Raw genomic sequence first — 16,247 nt, forward strand, 5'->3', positions numbered from 1 at the left:
GCGATATTTATTTTCTTTCACAACTTTCTCTTCAATTTGTAACTTGTTTAATTATTTCGACCACAGAGTTTGTAGCATTGAGTTGCGCGCATGCTTTAGCGCGCTTAGCTTTTTCTTCAACTAAGTGTGGTTGCTCAAAGTATGGCTTTAACAAATTGGCCATACTGTGTTCGTTCAATTCAGACTGTGGCATCAACAAAGCCGCATTTTTATCAACTAATGCACGTGCGTTTAACGTTTGATGGTCATCAACTGCATGAGGCAATGGTACAAATACTGCCATTTTTCCAGCAGCTGCAACTTCACTCACCGTCAAGGCACCCGCGCGACAAATAATAATATCAGCCCATTCATAGGCTTGGTCCATATTTTCGATAAACTCAGTAACTTTATATGTAAATGCACTTTGCTCATACCTACCTGACACTAACTGACCATTGCCTTTACCGCTTTGATGCCAAACAGATAGTGATGTATTTGCCGAATTACCTAACGAAGAAAATACGCTCGGCATCGCTTCATTAAGCGCTCTGGCACCGAGGGAGCCGCCAACAACCAAGCAATTTATTTTCTGGCCAATCGGTTTTGCATGGATCTGTGACACAGACTCCCTAATAGGATTGCCCACAACATCATATTGTTTATCTTTAAACGCCCCGGAAAAAGCACACAAGACTCGCGTAGCAAGCTTAGCCAGTAATTTATTACTAAAACCTGCCACAGCATTTTGCTCGTGAATTATTAAAGGAACTCCTAGCATTTTGGCTGCGATCCCGACAGGGCCTGTAACATACCCCCCCATCGCAAGTACTGCATCAGGCTTTTGAATTTTAATTATTTTTCTTGCTGCGAAAATCGCTTTAACAATCATAAACGGCGCTTTGATGAGACGTTTAATTCCGTTTCCTCGTAGCCCTTTCACTTTTATGTAATCGATATAAATACCATGATTTGGCACCACTTGAGATTCCATTCTATCTTCAGTACCAACCCAAGAAACTTCCCAGCCGAGTTGTTTTAATTTTTCTGCAACAGCAATACCGGGAAAAATATGCCCCCCAGTGCCGCCAGCCGCAACCAATAGTCGCCTACTCATCGTTTACTGCCTCTCGATGTTGCTTGCCTTGTCGACATTTTGGTTTCAAAATCTATGCGCTGTAACAAGCCTGCCGCAATTGTCATTACCAATAAACTTGAACCACCATAGGATACAAATGGTAATGTAAGCCCTTTAGTCGGCAACATGCCTGCACTCGCCCCAACATTCACCAAAGTTTGGAATGCAAACCAGATTCCAATTCCCAATGCCAGATATCCTTCATACTCTTTTTGTGACTTGAGTGCTTGCTGGCCTATGATCAAGGCGCGAAAGACTAAGGTCCCCAACATTAACAACACACAAACGACCCCAAGAAAGCCAAGCTCTTCAGCGATTACTGCGAAAATAAAATCATTATGCGCTTCAGGAAGGTACTGCAGTTTTTGCACGCTGTTTCCCAAACCTTGTCCAAACCATCCACCCTGACCATAAGCCATTAATGACTGCACAAGTTGATAGCCTTTGCCAAAGGGATCTTTCCACGGTTCTAAAAAGCCAACCACTCTGGCCATACGGTAGGGTTCAAAAATTATCAGCATAATCACTAGAAAAATGCCTGTTAGCATCAATACAAAAAACTGCCACAATTTGGCACCAGCGAGAAAAAGCAAACCCACCGTCGTGACAAAAATAACCACCACTGTACCTAGATCTGGTTGCATCAAAATTAAAAAAGCATAAACAGCAAATACGACTATTGGTTTTGCAAATCCTTTAATATTTTCTTGAACTTCGTCTCGCTTACGCACCAAGTAACCAGCTATATAACTGATAAAAAATAGCTTTGCGACTTCTGCAGCTTGTATACCGACTGGACCCACAGGGATCCATCGTCGCGCTCCGTTAGCCTCACGACCAATGATCAAAACCAAGATCAACATCAGTACACCAAGTAACAACAAATAGGGGTTAAAGCGTTTCCACCACATCATCGAAACTGACGTGCTTAACCAAAACAACACCATTCCCATGAATAAGAACATGCCGTGGCGTACAATGATGTGATAAGGGTTATCGAAAAGTCGCTCTGCAACTGGCATCGAAGCGCTTGTCACCATGACAAACCCAACACCTATCAGGCACAACATTGCATACAGCAAAGGTAAATCAAACAAAGTGTCTGCTTTTTTAGATTCAAAAATGCCTTTTAGGTTGATGGCTGCAATCATTTAAAGTTCCTCAACCCACTTACAAAAATCATCTCCACGAGCCATGTAATTGGCATACATATCAATACTCGCGCATGCAGGGGCAAGCAATACAATATCGCCATTTTGTGCCAGTTGATTTGCCCCTATCACAGCCTCTTTCAAAGATGATACAGAGTAACTTTGCAAATGCATGGATGAAAATAAACCCGCATCTTTACCAAAACAAAAAATTGCACGGCAATGAGCAAGAATAGGCGCCTTTAACGGAGATACATCGGCCCCTTTTGCATCGCCCCCCAAAATTAAAATAATCTTTTGAGCTTCTGTATGTAAACTCTCAAGTGCAGTAACTGTTGCGCCTACATTCGTTGCTTTTGAATCGTTAAAGTACTTAACGCCCGCCACTTCAGCGACTAATTGGCAACGATGTGAGAGGCCGGTAAAATGCAAAAAAGCCTCTTGAAAAGCGTCTAACTTAATTTTAAAAGGAGATAGCAGCGCCATCACAGATAGCGCATTAAACTGATTGTGCTTACCCGATAAAGCTAAATGCTCCACGGAAAGCAAAGGCTGCCCATTTACACAGAAAAAGTCACCTTCTGGCGTAGGTGATATACAGTAGTCTGCAGCCTCTAAACCTACACTCAATGCTGATTGGTGAGATTGATACGTTTTTTCATCATGTATGTTATAAACTAAGCAATCCGTTTGCTGATAAATACGTTTCTTAGCCATACAGTAGGCCTCAAAATCCGGATATCTATCCATATGATCCTCAGTAATATTGAGGATCATCGCACTAGCACATTTCAAGCTTTGCGTGGTTTCTAACTGAAAGCTTGATAATTCTAATATAATGACATCGAGATCTTGATCGAGAAACTCTAATACTGAAGTGCCTATATTTCCGCCCAAGCCGACTTTTAGCCCTGCTGCTTGGCACACAGCATGTGCAAGGCTCACAACCGTTGATTTCCCATTTGATCCTGTTACAGCAACAACTGGTGTGGTATTCAGTCGAGCAAACAACTCAACATCACCAATCACTTCTACACCATGCGTGATGGCTTGCGCAACATATCGATCATATAGCGGGATCCCCGGCGTGATCACAATGATATCGGCCTCAAGCAATGCGCCTTCAGCAAGGGGGCCAAATACAGCTTCACAATCGGGTGCATTATGTGCGAGCCAATCGGCACCTGGCGGTACAGAGCGAGTATCAACGACTTTTGGGGAAATCCCATGTTGTAACAAAAACCGAACAGTGCCAAGGCCTGAAACTCCCAGGCCTAACACAGTAACCGTTTTATGCTTCAACGTATCTAAGTAACTCATTTATCTAATCTTCAACGTCGCCAAACCAGCTAATACTAAAATGAATGAAATGATCCAAAATCGCACAATAACACGCGGTTCAGGCCAACCTTTTAATTCATAGTGATGATGAATCGGTGCCATTCTAAAAATACGCTGACCGCGTAATTTATATGAACCAACTTGTAAAATGACCGACAGCGCCTCCATAACGAATACGCCCCCCATGATCACTAACACTAATTCTTGTCTGACCAAAATAGCAATGATCCCAAGCGCACCACCTAAAGCAAGTGAACCCACATCTCCCATAAATACTTGCGCAGGATATGTGTTAAACCACAAGAAACCCAAGCCAGCACCAACAATCGCGGTACATACAACAACAAGCTCACTCGCCAATGGTATATGAGGAATATGGAGATAATTTGAGAAGTTCACGTTCCCAGTCAAATAAGCAATAATCGCCAATGCAGCTGCCACCAAAATGGTTGGTACAATGGCCAACCCATCTAATCCATCAGTCAAGTTAACGGCGTTAGACGTACCCACTATCACAAAATAGCTCATTACGAGGTAGAAAAGACCAAGCTGGGGTAAGACATCTTTGAAAAAAGGTACAACCAATGAAGTTTCTTCCGCAGAAGTGGTCGTTGAATATAAAAATGCAGCAACGGAAATAGCAATGACTGACTGCCAAAAGTATTTCCATCTTGCAATCAGGCCTTTACTGTCTTTTCGGATCACTTTTCGATAATCGTCCACAAAGCCAACGATACCCAAAGAGCCTATTACAAACAACGTCACCCATACATACTTATTGCTTAAGTCGCCCCACATCAAAGAGCTGACAAAAATCGCAGCCAAAATAAGTATACCGCCCATGGTCGGTGTGCCAGATTTTGATAAGTGAGATTCAGGGCCATCATCACGTACTGTTTGACCAATTTGCATGCGCTGTAAGGCACGAATAAGCTTTGGACCAAAATACAGTGAGATCAATAAGGCTGTCAAAATGCCTAAAATCGCACGCACAGTCAAATAGGAAAAGATATTAAAACCACTGTAGTATTGAGTTAAATACTCTGCTAACCAAACTAACATTATTGGTCCCCACTTTCTGAGTTTGTTTGCACTGAAATAAGATCAGCGACTAATAGCTCCATACGGGCGCTGCGCGATCCTTTCACGAGCAGCGTGCATTGCTCAGTGTCATTTTTAATGAACTTTAATAGCACTTCTAACATATGTTCACGGGTAGAAAAGTGTCGGTTCGGCTCTTCAAATATCTCACTCGCATAACGACTTAACACACCCAAGGTAAACACAGCATCAATGCCTTGCTGCTTAGCAAACTCACCCACTTCTGTATGATATGCACGAGCATCTTCACCTAATTCAGCCATATCACCCAAAGCTAATACTCTAGTACCGGGCATATCTTTCAGTAGTTCAATTGCCGCTTTCACCGAGCGAACATTGGCGTTATATGTGTCATCAACAACTCGCAATGAATCTGACACATCAATCACATTAACGCGACCTTTAACAACGGGCATATCTTTCAGCGCGCTTGCGATGTCTTCTAATGTTGACCCAAATGGAATAGTCAAAGACGCTGCAATCACTGCATTCATCACATTGTGCTTGCCAGGCAGTGCCAACTTAACTTGTTGAGTTGCTTCCTCAGTGCAGAGCGTAAACTCAGCACACCCAAATTCATCTAACTGAATACCTTCAGCCCACACATCCAATTTATTTTGCATTGAAAAGCGCTTAACAGACTGCTTACTCAAACTCGCTTCCCACATTGGCGCAAATTCGCTATCACAGTTAATAATTGCCACACCATTGTCTTTGAGCCCACCAAAGATTTCACCTTTGGCTTGGCCAATACCTTCAATAGAGCCAAACCCCTCTAAATGCGACGGTGCAACATTGCATACAACGGCCACATCAGGTTTAGTTAAAGCACTGGTGTAAGCAATTTCACCAATGTGATTTGCGCCTAATTCAATCACCGCATATTCATCATCTTCTGATAGGCGTAATAATGTCAAAGGCACGCCAATGTCATTATTAAAATTTCCTTTGGTGGCAAGCACTTTACCGCGTCTGGATAAAATAGCAGCAGTCATTTCTTTTACTGTGGTTTTACCCACACTTCCGGTGATAGCCACAGTTTTGGGCGCAACGTGCTGCATCACAGCTTGCCCTAACTTTCCTAAAGCAATACGTGTATCCGCTACGACAAATTGGGGGATATCCACATCGACAGGCTCTGAAACAATTGCGGCAATTGCCCCTTTTTGCTTTGCGTGTTCAACAAATTTATGCCCGTCAAAATTAGCACCTTTTAGTGCTAAAAAAACCTCATTATCGGTTATTGTTCTTGTATCTGTATTGATGTTGGCAACAGCCAAATTATGCCCACTGAAAGGGGCCTCAAGTACTTCTGCAAGCCAAGAAAAATTCATCTTGATCATGCACTTTCCCCCTGTAAAATTAATTTCACCAAACTTCTATCACAAAAGCTCAGTGTTTGATTTCCTATGATTTGATAGTCTTCATGCCCTTTTCCGGCGATCAATACTACGCTGTCTTGATCAGCGTGATTAATCGCATATCGAATGGCTTGTTCCCTATCAGGTTGTGACACAGCATACTCAGGCTCACTGAGCCCAGCCTTAATATCATCAATAATTATGTTTGGATCTTCACTTCGAGGGTTGTCACTAGTAATCACCACAGTATCGGCAAACCGCTCTGCTGCTCTGGCCATCAATGGCCTTTTTCCTTTATCGCGGTCACCACCACAGCCGAATACACAACTCACCTTACCGGGTACATGCTGTTGCAAGGCTTTAAGTGCAAGCTCTAAGGCTTCAGGGGTATGTGCGTAATCTACGATGCAGGTAGGAAAGCCCGGTGAGCTAAATGCTTCCATACGCCCATCTACTTGCTCTAACTGAGCGGTACCCGCTTGCAACTTTGTCAATTGATAACCCTGTACCAATAACGCTGCGATTGCTGCCGCTAAGTTGTACACATTAAACAACCCATATAGCTTTGTTGTGATCTCAACATCGCCCCATGAAGTATTAAGCTTTAGAGAAAGTCCATTTTGTTCGCATACCACATGATGAAAAAAAACATAGCATTGGTAAGCGTGTGAATCGGGTTTTTCTCCATATACCACACAGTCTTCTATCGGTAACTCACTCAGCCACTGGCGCGCGTACTTGTCATCGATATTCAGCACTTTAAATTGCGCAGCGCTTTGTGTAAAAAGACGCTTTTTGGCTTGCGCATAACTCGCCATATCACCATGATAATCCAAATGATCACGGCTTAAATTAGTAAATACAGCGACATCAAAATCAACTTGTGCTGTTCTACCCTGCACAATCCCATGCGACGATACTTCCATTGCTATTTGATGAAAGTCGGTCTTCAGATCACTGAATATTTGCTGCAATGATACAGATGATGGTGTGGTATTATTCAACGGCGTTAGTTCGTCAGGCGCGCCATAACCCAGCGTCCCAATCACTGCACTGGGTGTACCGCAATATGATGCTAAACTCGCGATCATTGCTGTAGTCGTTGATTTGCCATTGGTGCCTGTCACACCAACAACTGCCATATCTGCACTAGGGTATTGATAAAACTGTGCTGCGATACTTGGCAAGTGCTTTTTCAAATCGGTGATTCGAATTAAAGGTACTTCCAGAGATTGCACTTCAGCTTGTTCATCCACTAACACACAAGCAGCACCTTGCTTAATCGCCTTTGAGATAAATTGCGTGCCATCTAATTGATGTCCAGAAATAGCAATAAAGCAATCACCATCAGACACCTCTCTACTATCTAAACGCAGCGCATTTATAAATACTTTAGGACTCACTACCCCAAAACTTTTGAGTACTTCAGCTAAGTCACGCATCGTCATTCTTTCCTGAGATATAAGCCACTCTTTCTTTGTCCGGTGCAACGTTAAGCATGCGCAATGAATTCGATACTATCTCGGCAAATACAGGCCCAGCAGTTTGACCACCATAATAAACGTCACCACCAGGCTCATTTACCATCACAACAACAGCCAATCGAGGATCACTCGCAGGCGCTACCCCAGCAAAATAACCAACGTATTCATCACCATACCCGCCCGCAATGGCTTTTTCGGAAGTACCTGTTTTACCGGCTGCACGGTAACCATCCACCTTAACCATTGATGCCGTACCACCTTTTTCAAAAATGGACTCCATCATGCCAATCACCGCTTTGGTATCTTCCTCTTTGAAAATTCGCTCTCCTGGCTGCGGTCCATCTTGCTTTAATATTGTTAAAGGCCGTGAAATTCCACCGGCCCCAATTGTTGCGTATAGCCTAGCTATTTGAGCTGTACTGGCAGATACTGCATAGCCGTATGATAAAGTGGCTATTTCAAAATCTGACCACCTTCGGTTGGGATAAAATAAGCCTGAGCTTTCACCGATCATCATGGTGCCAGTATCTTCACCAAACCCCGCTTTTTGGTAGATACCTACAAAATCATCTTTAGGCAGCTTTTGGCTGATTTTTGCAACCCCCATATTGCTCGATACCTTAAGAATTTCGCGCAATGACATCTCGCCATGATTGCGGGTATCTTTTACTAAACTGCCTCCTAGACGCATCCAACCAGGAAAGGTATCGATGACTTCATCAGCGGTGATTACGCCATACTCCAAACCCGCTAGTATTGCCAATGGTTTAAGGGTAGAACCAGGCTCAAATAAATCTGTAATAGCGCGGTTTCTACGCTTATAAGGTGCCGCGGTACTCATGTCATTTGGATTAAAGCTAGGGCTATTAACCATCGCAAGGATCTCGCCAGTATGCACATCCACAACCATGGCTGAACCTGAAGTGGCTTGATAGGTCAATACTGCCGATTTTAATGCAACGTATGCTATTGTTTGAATACGGTGATCAATGCTCAAATGGATATCTTCAGGCTCAACACGTTCCTCTTCAGAAAGAACCTGAACCTCTCTACCCTGTGCATCTTTTCGAATTGTTCTTAAGCCTTCAGTGCCTGTCAACGCAGAGTCAAAGCGCTTCTCTATACCCTCAATACCAACACCATCGATATTTGTCACCCCAAGTACATGAGCGGCTATCTCTCCACTGGGGTAAAACCGTTTAGACTCATCAAGTAGATGAATCCCAGGCAATCGCATTTGACGAATGTACTTAGCAACTGCCGGTGTCACTTGGCGTTTAAGATAAACAAACCTGCGTTTAGCATTGCCACGTAGTTTAGCGTTTACTTGCTCAGCGGGTAACTGAAGCACATCAGACAATTCACGCCAACGGGCTTGGGTTTGGTATAACTGCTGAGTGCGCAATTTGAGTTGTGCCTCATTGTCCGCTAAAGCGACATGATCTTCACGGTTTTTCCTCGCCTGTCTCAACACCTTTTTTTTCAACGCTTTTTCTAATGCATAAGGATCAGCATACACACTCACTACAGGCACGCTTACAGCAAGCTCTTTGCCATTCCTGTCATAGATCATCCCCCGCTGAACATGCAAGGTTTCTTTTCGTACCGTGCGCTTTGCATTTTCTTCACGAGCCTTATCTGGCTCTATCACCTGCAAATAAGCAGCCCTTGCAATCAATGCCAAAAACACTGACACCAGCATCACACACACCAATGCGAATCGCCATGCTATTAAGTTTTGAGAAGATTTTTTTTTGTTTTTCATGGCAGCTCGATAACCTGTTCTTCTTTGCTAGTCGGGCGCAACATTTTTAATTGTGTTTTTGCAATTTCTTCAATTCTTGCATGCTGTGAGTAAAACTCTTCTTCTACGAGTAAATAACGCCACTCTAAATCAAGCTCATCCCTCTGCTGAAGTAGTTTGTCCTGCAAAATCAACTGCTGCCTAGTAGAGTGTGTAATTTGCACTACGATCAATGCTGATATAAACACACTCACCAGTAACAAAAACGTCAGCTTATTTGCCAAAAGTACTTGGCAAATTTCTAAAAATAACTGAGGTTTGCGTTGTGCAGGTTTAGCCATTTAGAGCTTCTCAGCAATGCGTAACACTGAGCTTCTTGCTCTGGGGTTACGGTTAATTTCATCTTGACTGGGTTTAATCGCTTTACCAATCGCTTTTAACGTTAAGTTTCTATTGATCTGATCATCCGTTAGCGGCAAGCCTCTTGGAATAGCCTCCCCTTTACTTTGCTTTTTGATAAACTGCTTCACGATGCGATCTTCAAGTGAATGGAATGAGATCACAACCAGACGGCCGCCAGGCTTCAATACATCAAGCGAAGCTGATAGGGCTGTTTGAATTTCCTCTAACTCACTGTTGATATAAATACGGATCGCCTGAAATGTGCGTGTTGCAGGGTGCTTATGTTTATCTTTTACAGGCACAGCTTCATCGATTAAATCTGCCAACTGCTTGGTTGTTGTAATGTCAGTTTCTGCACGAGTTTCAATGATCTTGTGCGCAATTCGTCTCGCAAATTTCTCTTCGCCATATTTTTTGATCACATATACCATGTCTTCAAGTTCAGCTTCTGCTAACCACTGAGCCGCACTGCGCCCTGCGCTGGGGTTCATACGCATATCCAGAGGACCGTCTTTCATAAAGCTAAACCCACGATCAGCATCGTCTAGCTGTGGAGAAGACACACCAATATCGAGCAAAATACCATCAACTTGACCTGTTAAAGCGGCCTCATCAGCGACTTGTGCTATGTTTGAAAAGCGGTTGTGCGCTATTGAAAAGCGTGTATCTTGCGCAAATTTTTGTGCAGCTTTTATCGCTTGTGGATCCTGATCAATTGCTTGCAAACGCCCAGAATCACCCAAGCGATTCAGAATTTGACCCGAGTGACCGCCACGACCAAAAGTGCCATCAATGTAAATGCCACTGGGCTTAATATCTAGTGCATCGAGCGTCTCATTCATCAACACCGATATATGTTCTAATTCTGAACTCATAATTGTGAGTTATACCTATAATCTATAAAGAAAAACCATCAAGATCTGAGCTGTCTTCAACATCGCCGCTGCGCTCAATTTCTGTATCAAGGCGCATCTGCTCATTCCAACGTGACTCATCCCAGATCTCAAACTTATTTAACAGGCCTACAAGCATTACTTTCTTGCCTAGGTTGGCATAGCTGCGCAAAGCTGGCGCCAATAAAATCCGACCATTTTTATCTAATTGATATTCAGTCGCGTGTCCCAGTAGCATTCTTTGCCACCGCCTAACACGTGGATTTGTATTTGATAGTTTCTGTAAACGCGCTTCAATATCTTGCCATTCAGACAATGGATATACCCAAAGGCAAGGTTCATTAATCGCAATGGTACAAATAACCGTACCCATTTCTTCAGACAATAGCGTCTCGCGATACTTTGTAGGTATCGAAAAGCGCCCCTTGTCATCAAGGCTAATTAAGTTCGCACCGCGAAACATCTTGCCTCTGCTCTACAAGCTAAGAAATGTACATTTTGATCCAATTTGATCCACTTTAACCCACATTCTACCACAGTTGACAAGTCTAGGGCTTGACAAGCCATTTTGTCAAGCTAAGAGGCCTTCAATAGATAAGCAAAAAACCAGAAGAAATCAGGCTTTCGAAGAAGTTTATGATTCATGTGGTAAAAAGTGGAAATACAGAAAAAAAACACACAGATTAATATAAAATTTGCGAAAAATAAGTACTACAAGAATGAAAAATATTTCCCAAAGCAATACTGGTAAAAACGATAAACTTATAAAAAGTGGAGTGAAAAATAGATATGTCGCACTTAGGTTTGGCGATTTACACAGTCGCGGTTATGATATACATGTATTTACAAATTGAGACCTAACTATTCTTTATTCATCAATAAAAAAACGTTTTTTTAGACTAATGCTTTTGCTATCAATCCCTGGATTTTTAGCTGTTTTTGCGCTGTTAGTTGCACAACGTTCAGATATTTTGCATAGCAAAGAACAGGATGCACTGTTTTTCGCCAATCAGATTGCGACTTTACAAAGAGTAGATATTACGGACACCCAGCTGCTACTGCAAAACTTAGCAAAAAACCCAGCACTATTGAATACGCAGCAACAAGGCTGTCCACAATTGCTAAAGCATGCACTATTGATAAACCAAGAATTTGCAAATTTTGGCTTAGCCACTCCAAGCGGTCATGTTTTCTGCTCGCTACAGCCATTGAAAGCCCCAATTAGCATTGCCGACCGCGCTTATTTTCTGCAAGCCATCACCACTGGTACCTTTAGTATTGGTGAATATCAACAGGATCGAAGTGTATACACGGAAACCTTAAACTTCGCTCAACCTGTTTATGTAAACAATCAAATAGAAATGGTTATTTTTGCAGTGCGAAGACTTACCAACTGGAGCGAGTCCCTTTCTCACTTGCCGCTCCCCATTGGTACCCGCGTAATGGTTGCTGATAACTATGCGCAAATTGTCGCCGAGTATCCTTACTCCAATAAACCGTTAGGGCGCTCAGTGAGCGATGATTGGCCAACCGACCTGCAATTACACTCCATACAAACCATAGAAGATGAAAATGGGCTTCATCATGTCTATTTCAGACTCCCCTTACAAGCCCCCCAATCGGAACTTAATATTTATTTTGATTTCCCGTTTGAAGATGTATTGCATGAAGTAAATACCCAATTCTTGATGGTCACCCTACTTTTTTTACTGACTATCCTCATACTGAGTTGGTTTGGGCGCATTCAATTAAACCGCTCACTGTTGATCCCTCTGAATAATTTCAGTAACGCTATTGGCGCGCTGGCAAATGGTAAGGCACAAAAGTTAGACCAAAAAGATATGCCAATCGAGCTTGGGAAACTTGCGGTGCATTTTGATAAAATGGCCACAGTGCGACTTGATGCAGAAACCGTTGCACATAATAAACACGCTGAACTGAACACTCTGATCCAAGCGCTTCCTGACAACTATCTTCGCCTCAGCAAAAACGCACACATATTAGATAAACATGGTGACCGGGTAAGCGACAAGAAAACCATACAAGAGGTATTTCCAAACCATATCAATATTCGCATTAAAGCTGCACTGGCCATGCTACCTAACCAACCCAGCACTTACTTTGAATATGTGCATAAAGAACATGGTCAACAAAGAGTTTTTGAGATCCGTATTAAACGCATTGAACATAATGGTGAAGCCATCCTGATAATGCGTGACATAAGTCAAAAAAAGCAGCAGGAAGAAGCGCTTAATCTAGCCGCAATGACATATAACAACAGCAGTGAGTGCATGGTGATCACTGACGCCCAGGGCTATATTCTCGATACCAACCCCGCTTTCACTAAAATCACGGGTTATGAACAATATGAAGTTATTGGCAAAACCACCTCGATACTCAGTTCCGGCCGTCATGATGCCAGCTTCTATGAGCAACTTTGGCAGTCGCTCATCACAACAGGTAAATGGCAAGGTGAGATCATCAACAAACGTAAAAATGGCGAGCTGTATACAGAATGGCTAACCATTGATACCGTCTATGATGAACATGAAGAACCCTATCGCCGGGTAGGTATTTTTGCAGATATTACTGATAAAAAACAAAAAGATGAGCAATTATGGCGTCAAAGCCACTTTGATGAACTGACCGATCTGCCAAATCGCACAAGCCTAAAAAAACAGCTCAATACACTTTTTGGTTTACCAGAACACAACTTTGCGGTGCTACTGCTAGATATTGATCATTTTAAAGATATCAACGACACATTAGGCCATTATTTCGGTGATTTACTGCTACAACAAATCGCAAAACGCCTTAAAAAATTAACAGAGTCATCAGCACGACTAACGAGAATTGGCGGCGATGAATTTGTGCTGATATATGATCGTTGCGCCGACCAACAATGTGCTACTGAGTTCGCGGAAAACATTTTAGAGACGCTAAAAGCTCCATTCATCCTGGACAGTGAAGCTTGCCATATTGCAGCGAGTATAGGAATTGCGCTTGCGCCAAAGGATGGCGAAAACACAGAGCAACTCTTAAAAGCTGCGGATCAAGCTATGTACAAAGCCAAACAGATCGGTAGAAATGGCTTCGCGCTGTTCAGCGCAGAACTCAGAGAGCAAGCTGAACAGCGTATTCTGTTACTTAAAGATATGCGTCAAGCACTGGCACAACATCAATTCGAAATGCACTTCCAGCCCATAGTTTCTATGCAAACTCAACAGATCACCAAAGCAGAAGCGCTGATCCGTTGGCAACACCCTGATAAAGGTATGATAAGCCCGGGAGCATTTATTCCTCTAGCAGAAGAAACACAACTGATCCACCAGCTAGGTGAATTGGCATTTGAACAAGCCATTGAGGTCTTACAGCAAACGCAAAAGCTCAATAAACCCATTCAATTGAGCATTAATGTTTCACCGATCCAATTTAGTGCAAAGCACACAACCTTATTGGCATGGCAACAGCAACTCGCCAAACATCAACTTACACCCGACATGCTAGTACTGGAAATTACTGAAGGATTAATGATGCAAGGAGAAGGACGAAGTCAAAAGCGTTTAACAAAATTGATCCAACAAGGCTTTGCCATTGCTTTAGATGACTTTGGTACAGGCTACTCATCTCTTGCCTATCTCAAACAAATGGATACCGAATTCATTAAGATAGATAAACGCTTTGTTGATGGTATTGAATACAATCAAGATGACCTCGTACTGTGTGAAACGATGATCTTAATGGCACATCAACTCGGACTTAAAGTCATTGCTGAAGGCATTGAAACTGAAACTCAACATGAATTGTTAAAGCAAGCAGGCTGCGATTTCGGTCAAGGTTATTTTTACAGTAAACCACTGCCCAAAACAGCCTTTATTGACTATCTCACTACCCATAGACATTAACCAAAAAAAGCCATCAACTTCGATGGCTTTGGTCGTTTGGATTGAATTGATTATTCATTGACACCCAGCGCGGTCATCATCTTATTAGCAATATCGACATGATGTTGAAGGGTCGAAAACTGTTGAGTTACACCCGCTGGCCCAAAGGCATATACTGGCACTGGCGCAGCAGTGTGCGTTCCGGTCCCCCACACAACGTTTTGGTGTTTGGCAAGCACGCGACCAATTTTACCGGTAAAGTCATCTTTCCCATACACATAAAAGTCTGAAAAATCAGAGAAGGCAGGGTAAGGTCTGTTTTCACTATCGACGCCTTCAGTCTCAAGCATGATCGCAGCCTCTTCAATACTGACCTCATACGAAGTGTTATTCTTGATAGCTTCTTGCCACTGATGATCCGTGCTATTGCTAAAGTCATTGTTATCATTAACATCAGCCATTACGTTAAAAAACGTACCAGTCTGATTGTACAGCTTGTCCAATTGCTCGAGCGGACCAAAGTTAAACTTTGGCTTATAAGTATGCTCCCCCATACCATCGCCAGATAAATGCACCCCAGTTTCAGGCTTATTATGTGTTGTATAGCTGAAACCAAAACTACCTGTTTCATGATCTGCAGTAACGACCACCAGCGTGTCACTTCGATCTTTAGCCCACTCATACACAGCTTCTACAGCTTCATCAAATTTTAGTAACTCATTAAGCATCCAGCCTGCATCATTCGCATGACCAGCCCAATCTATTTGTCCGCCCTCAATCATTAAAAAGAAGCCATCTTCATCTTTAGAGAGAATATCGAGCGCTTTGACAGTCATCTCTTTTAATGAGGGCTGCGTGCATGAGCTCTCAGCTTGGCACTTTTTATATGCGATCGCATCTGCCATGCCAGAGTTTGCAAACAAACCTAACAGTTTTTCACCTTCAGTATCAGCTAATTGCGCTTTATCAAATGCCAAATCGTACCCGAATTGCTCTTTTGCCTGAATAACGAGGTTATTTTCATCTCCACGTTTGGATGCCGCATAAACATCAGCGGGCATACCCATTTCAGCGAGCTGTGCTTTCGCCTCTTCATTTTTCTGCACATCTTTAGGCAAAAATGCACGCGCACCGCCTGAGAGCATAACATCAACATTACCAGACGAAATCAGCTCAGCAGCAATGTCATTTTCTAAAGAACGGTGTGGTTGATGAGCTGCAAATGCAGCAGGCGTTGCATGCGTGATCCGTGTATCAGATACTAAACCTGTCGCCTTTCCCATTGCTTTGGCTTTTTCTAAAATCGTCGCAATTTTATTACCTTCGACATCTAAGCCAATCATTTCAGAACCAGCGGCAATGCCTGTTGCCAGCTGCGTTGCAGAACAAGCTGAATCAGTAACCAAACTGCCTGAGGCCCCATGGGGTGCATTTAAAGACAACCCTAAATGACCTTGGTTGGCCAACTTGGATAATGCGGTTTCATTGTTTTTACTCTTATATACAGAATTTGGTGCGCGCTGAGCATATTCTTCTAACAAACCAACTTGCTGAGGTCCCATACCATCACCAATCATTAGAATCACATTTTTTACAGACGTAATAGCCGTTGGGCTAACTTCAACTTCCTTGATCACTTCCACTTCTTTAATGACTTCTACGGAGTTTGTATTATCGTCATTACAACCTGAAAGCAGAGCAACAGACACTGCGAGCGCAGCAAATTTAATTTTCATTGGAATGTTCCTAAAACTTAATCAATTGTGAGC

At 42.8% G+C, this 16,247-nt stretch carries 12 protein-coding genes; 1 reads left to right on the forward strand and 11 read right to left on the reverse strand.

Annotated elements, in window-relative coordinates; all coding sequences use genetic code 11:
* Nucleotides 1-31 precede the first annotated feature (31 nt).
* From murG to mraZ, 10 genes are read right to left on the reverse strand one after another with little or no spacing between them, the layout of a single operon-like run.
* Nucleotides 32-1,096 (reverse strand): undecaprenyldiphospho-muramoylpentapeptide beta-N-acetylglucosaminyltransferase, encoded by a 1,065-nt coding sequence (gene murG, locus S4054249_RS18770; RefSeq protein WP_046355741.1) that lies wholly within the window; start codon nt 1,094-1,096, stop codon nt 32-34.
* Nucleotides 1,093-2,268 carry a cell division protein FtsW gene (gene ftsW, locus S4054249_RS18775; protein ID WP_046355742.1) on the reverse strand — a complete coding sequence of 392 codons (1,176 nt, stop codon included), beginning with the start codon at nt 2,266-2,268 and terminating at the stop codon, nt 1,093-1,095. The genes murG and ftsW overlap by 4 nt, the downstream gene beginning before the upstream one ends.
* On the reverse strand, nt 2,269-3,588 hold the full coding sequence (gene murD / locus S4054249_RS18780) for a UDP-N-acetylmuramoyl-L-alanine--D-glutamate ligase (protein ID WP_046355743.1): 1,320 nt from the start codon (nt 3,586-3,588) through the stop codon (nt 2,269-2,271).
* Nucleotides 3,589-4,671: a phospho-N-acetylmuramoyl-pentapeptide-transferase gene (gene mraY / locus S4054249_RS18785; protein ID WP_046355744.1), complete on the reverse strand. Its 1,083-nt coding sequence runs from the start codon at nt 4,669-4,671 to the stop codon at nt 3,589-3,591.
* A complete protein-coding gene (locus tag S4054249_RS18790; protein WP_046355745.1) occupies nt 4,671-6,053 on the reverse strand; it encodes a UDP-N-acetylmuramoyl-tripeptide--D-alanyl-D-alanine ligase in 1,383 nt (460 codons plus the stop codon). The genes mraY and S4054249_RS18790 overlap by 1 nt, the downstream gene beginning before the upstream one ends.
* Nucleotides 6,050-7,513 carry a UDP-N-acetylmuramoyl-L-alanyl-D-glutamate--2,6-diaminopimelate ligase gene (gene murE, locus S4054249_RS18795; RefSeq protein WP_046355746.1) on the reverse strand — a complete coding sequence of 488 codons (1,464 nt, stop codon included), beginning with the start codon at nt 7,511-7,513 and terminating at the stop codon, nt 6,050-6,052. The genes S4054249_RS18790 and murE overlap by 4 nt, the downstream gene beginning before the upstream one ends.
* Nucleotides 7,506-9,320 (reverse strand): peptidoglycan D,D-transpeptidase FtsI family protein, encoded by a 1,815-nt coding sequence (locus tag S4054249_RS18800; RefSeq protein ID WP_046355747.1) that lies wholly within the window; start codon nt 9,318-9,320, stop codon nt 7,506-7,508. The genes murE and S4054249_RS18800 overlap by 8 nt, the downstream gene beginning before the upstream one ends.
* Nucleotides 9,317-9,640, reverse strand: a complete 324-nt coding sequence (ftsL, locus tag S4054249_RS18805; protein ID WP_046355748.1) for a cell division protein FtsL — start codon at nt 9,638-9,640, stop codon at nt 9,317-9,319. Before ftsL ends, S4054249_RS18800 begins: the two co-directional genes overlap by 4 nt.
* On the reverse strand, nt 9,641-10,576 hold the full coding sequence (rsmH, locus tag S4054249_RS18810; RefSeq protein WP_046355749.1) for a 16S rRNA (cytosine(1402)-N(4))-methyltransferase RsmH: 936 nt from the start codon (nt 10,574-10,576) through the stop codon (nt 9,641-9,643).
* Between the two features lie 22 nt (nt 10,577-10,598).
* Complete coding sequence (gene mraZ / locus S4054249_RS18815; RefSeq protein WP_046355750.1) at nt 10,599-11,057, reverse strand: division/cell wall cluster transcriptional repressor MraZ; 459 nt, start codon at nt 11,055-11,057, stop codon at nt 10,599-10,601.
* Nucleotides 11,058-11,496: 439 nt separating this feature from the next.
* Here mraZ and S4054249_RS18820 point away from each other — a divergent pair, with 439 nt between their 5' ends.
* On the forward strand, nt 11,497-14,499 hold the full coding sequence (locus S4054249_RS18820) for an EAL domain-containing protein (RefSeq protein ID WP_145925052.1): 3,003 nt from the start codon (nt 11,497-11,499) through the stop codon (nt 14,497-14,499).
* A 50-nt stretch (nt 14,500-14,549) separates the two neighbouring features.
* Here the strand turns inward: S4054249_RS18820 and S4054249_RS18825 are convergent, their stop codons facing one another.
* Nucleotides 14,550-16,214 carry an alkaline phosphatase gene (locus S4054249_RS18825; RefSeq protein ID WP_046355751.1) on the reverse strand — a complete coding sequence of 555 codons (1,665 nt, stop codon included), beginning with the start codon at nt 16,212-16,214 and terminating at the stop codon, nt 14,550-14,552.
* Nucleotides 16,215-16,247: the final 33 nt, after the last annotated feature.

It is taken from the genome of Pseudoalteromonas luteoviolacea (assembly GCF_001750165.1).
In the GTDB taxonomy this organism is placed as follows: Bacteria; Pseudomonadota; Gammaproteobacteria; order Enterobacterales; family Alteromonadaceae; genus Pseudoalteromonas; species Pseudoalteromonas luteoviolacea_G.

Bases quoted from the DNA above. Each gene is read 5' to 3' on its own strand.
- S4054249_RS18825 (WP_046355751.1), bottom strand. From the start codon at position 16,214: ATGAAAATTAAATTTGCTGCGCTCGCAGTGTCTGTTGCTCTGCTTTCA.
- mraY (WP_046355744.1), bottom strand. From the start codon at position 4,671: ATGTTAGTTTGGTTAGCAGAGTATTTAACTCAATACTACAGTGGTTTT.
- rsmH (WP_046355749.1), bottom strand. From the start codon at position 10,576: ATGAGTTCAGAATTAGAACATATATCGGTGTTGATGAATGAGACGCTC.
- S4054249_RS18800 (WP_046355747.1), bottom strand. From the start codon at position 9,320: ATGAAAAACAAAAAAAAATCTTCTCAAAACTTAATAGCATGGCGATTC.
- S4054249_RS18790 (WP_046355745.1), bottom strand. From the start codon at position 6,053: ATGATCAAGATGAATTTTTCTTGGCTTGCAGAAGTACTTGAGGCCCCT.
- murD (WP_046355743.1), bottom strand. From the start codon at position 3,588: ATGAGTTACTTAGATACGTTGAAGCATAAAACGGTTACTGTGTTAGGC.
- ftsW (WP_046355742.1), bottom strand. From the start codon at position 2,268: ATGATTGCAGCCATCAACCTAAAAGGCATTTTTGAATCTAAAAAAGCA.
- mraZ (WP_046355750.1), bottom strand. From the start codon at position 11,057: ATGTTTCGCGGTGCGAACTTAATTAGCCTTGATGACAAGGGGCGCTTT.
- ftsL (WP_046355748.1), bottom strand. From the start codon at position 9,640: ATGGCTAAACCTGCACAACGCAAACCTCAGTTATTTTTAGAAATTTGC.
- murG (WP_046355741.1), bottom strand. From the start codon at position 1,096: ATGAGTAGGCGACTATTGGTTGCGGCTGGCGGCACTGGGGGGCATATT.
- murE (WP_046355746.1), bottom strand. From the start codon at position 7,513: ATGCGTGACTTAGCTGAAGTACTCAAAAGTTTTGGGGTAGTGAGTCCT.
- S4054249_RS18820 (WP_145925052.1), top strand. From the start codon at position 11,497: ATGCTTTTGCTATCAATCCCTGGATTTTTAGCTGTTTTTGCGCTGTTA.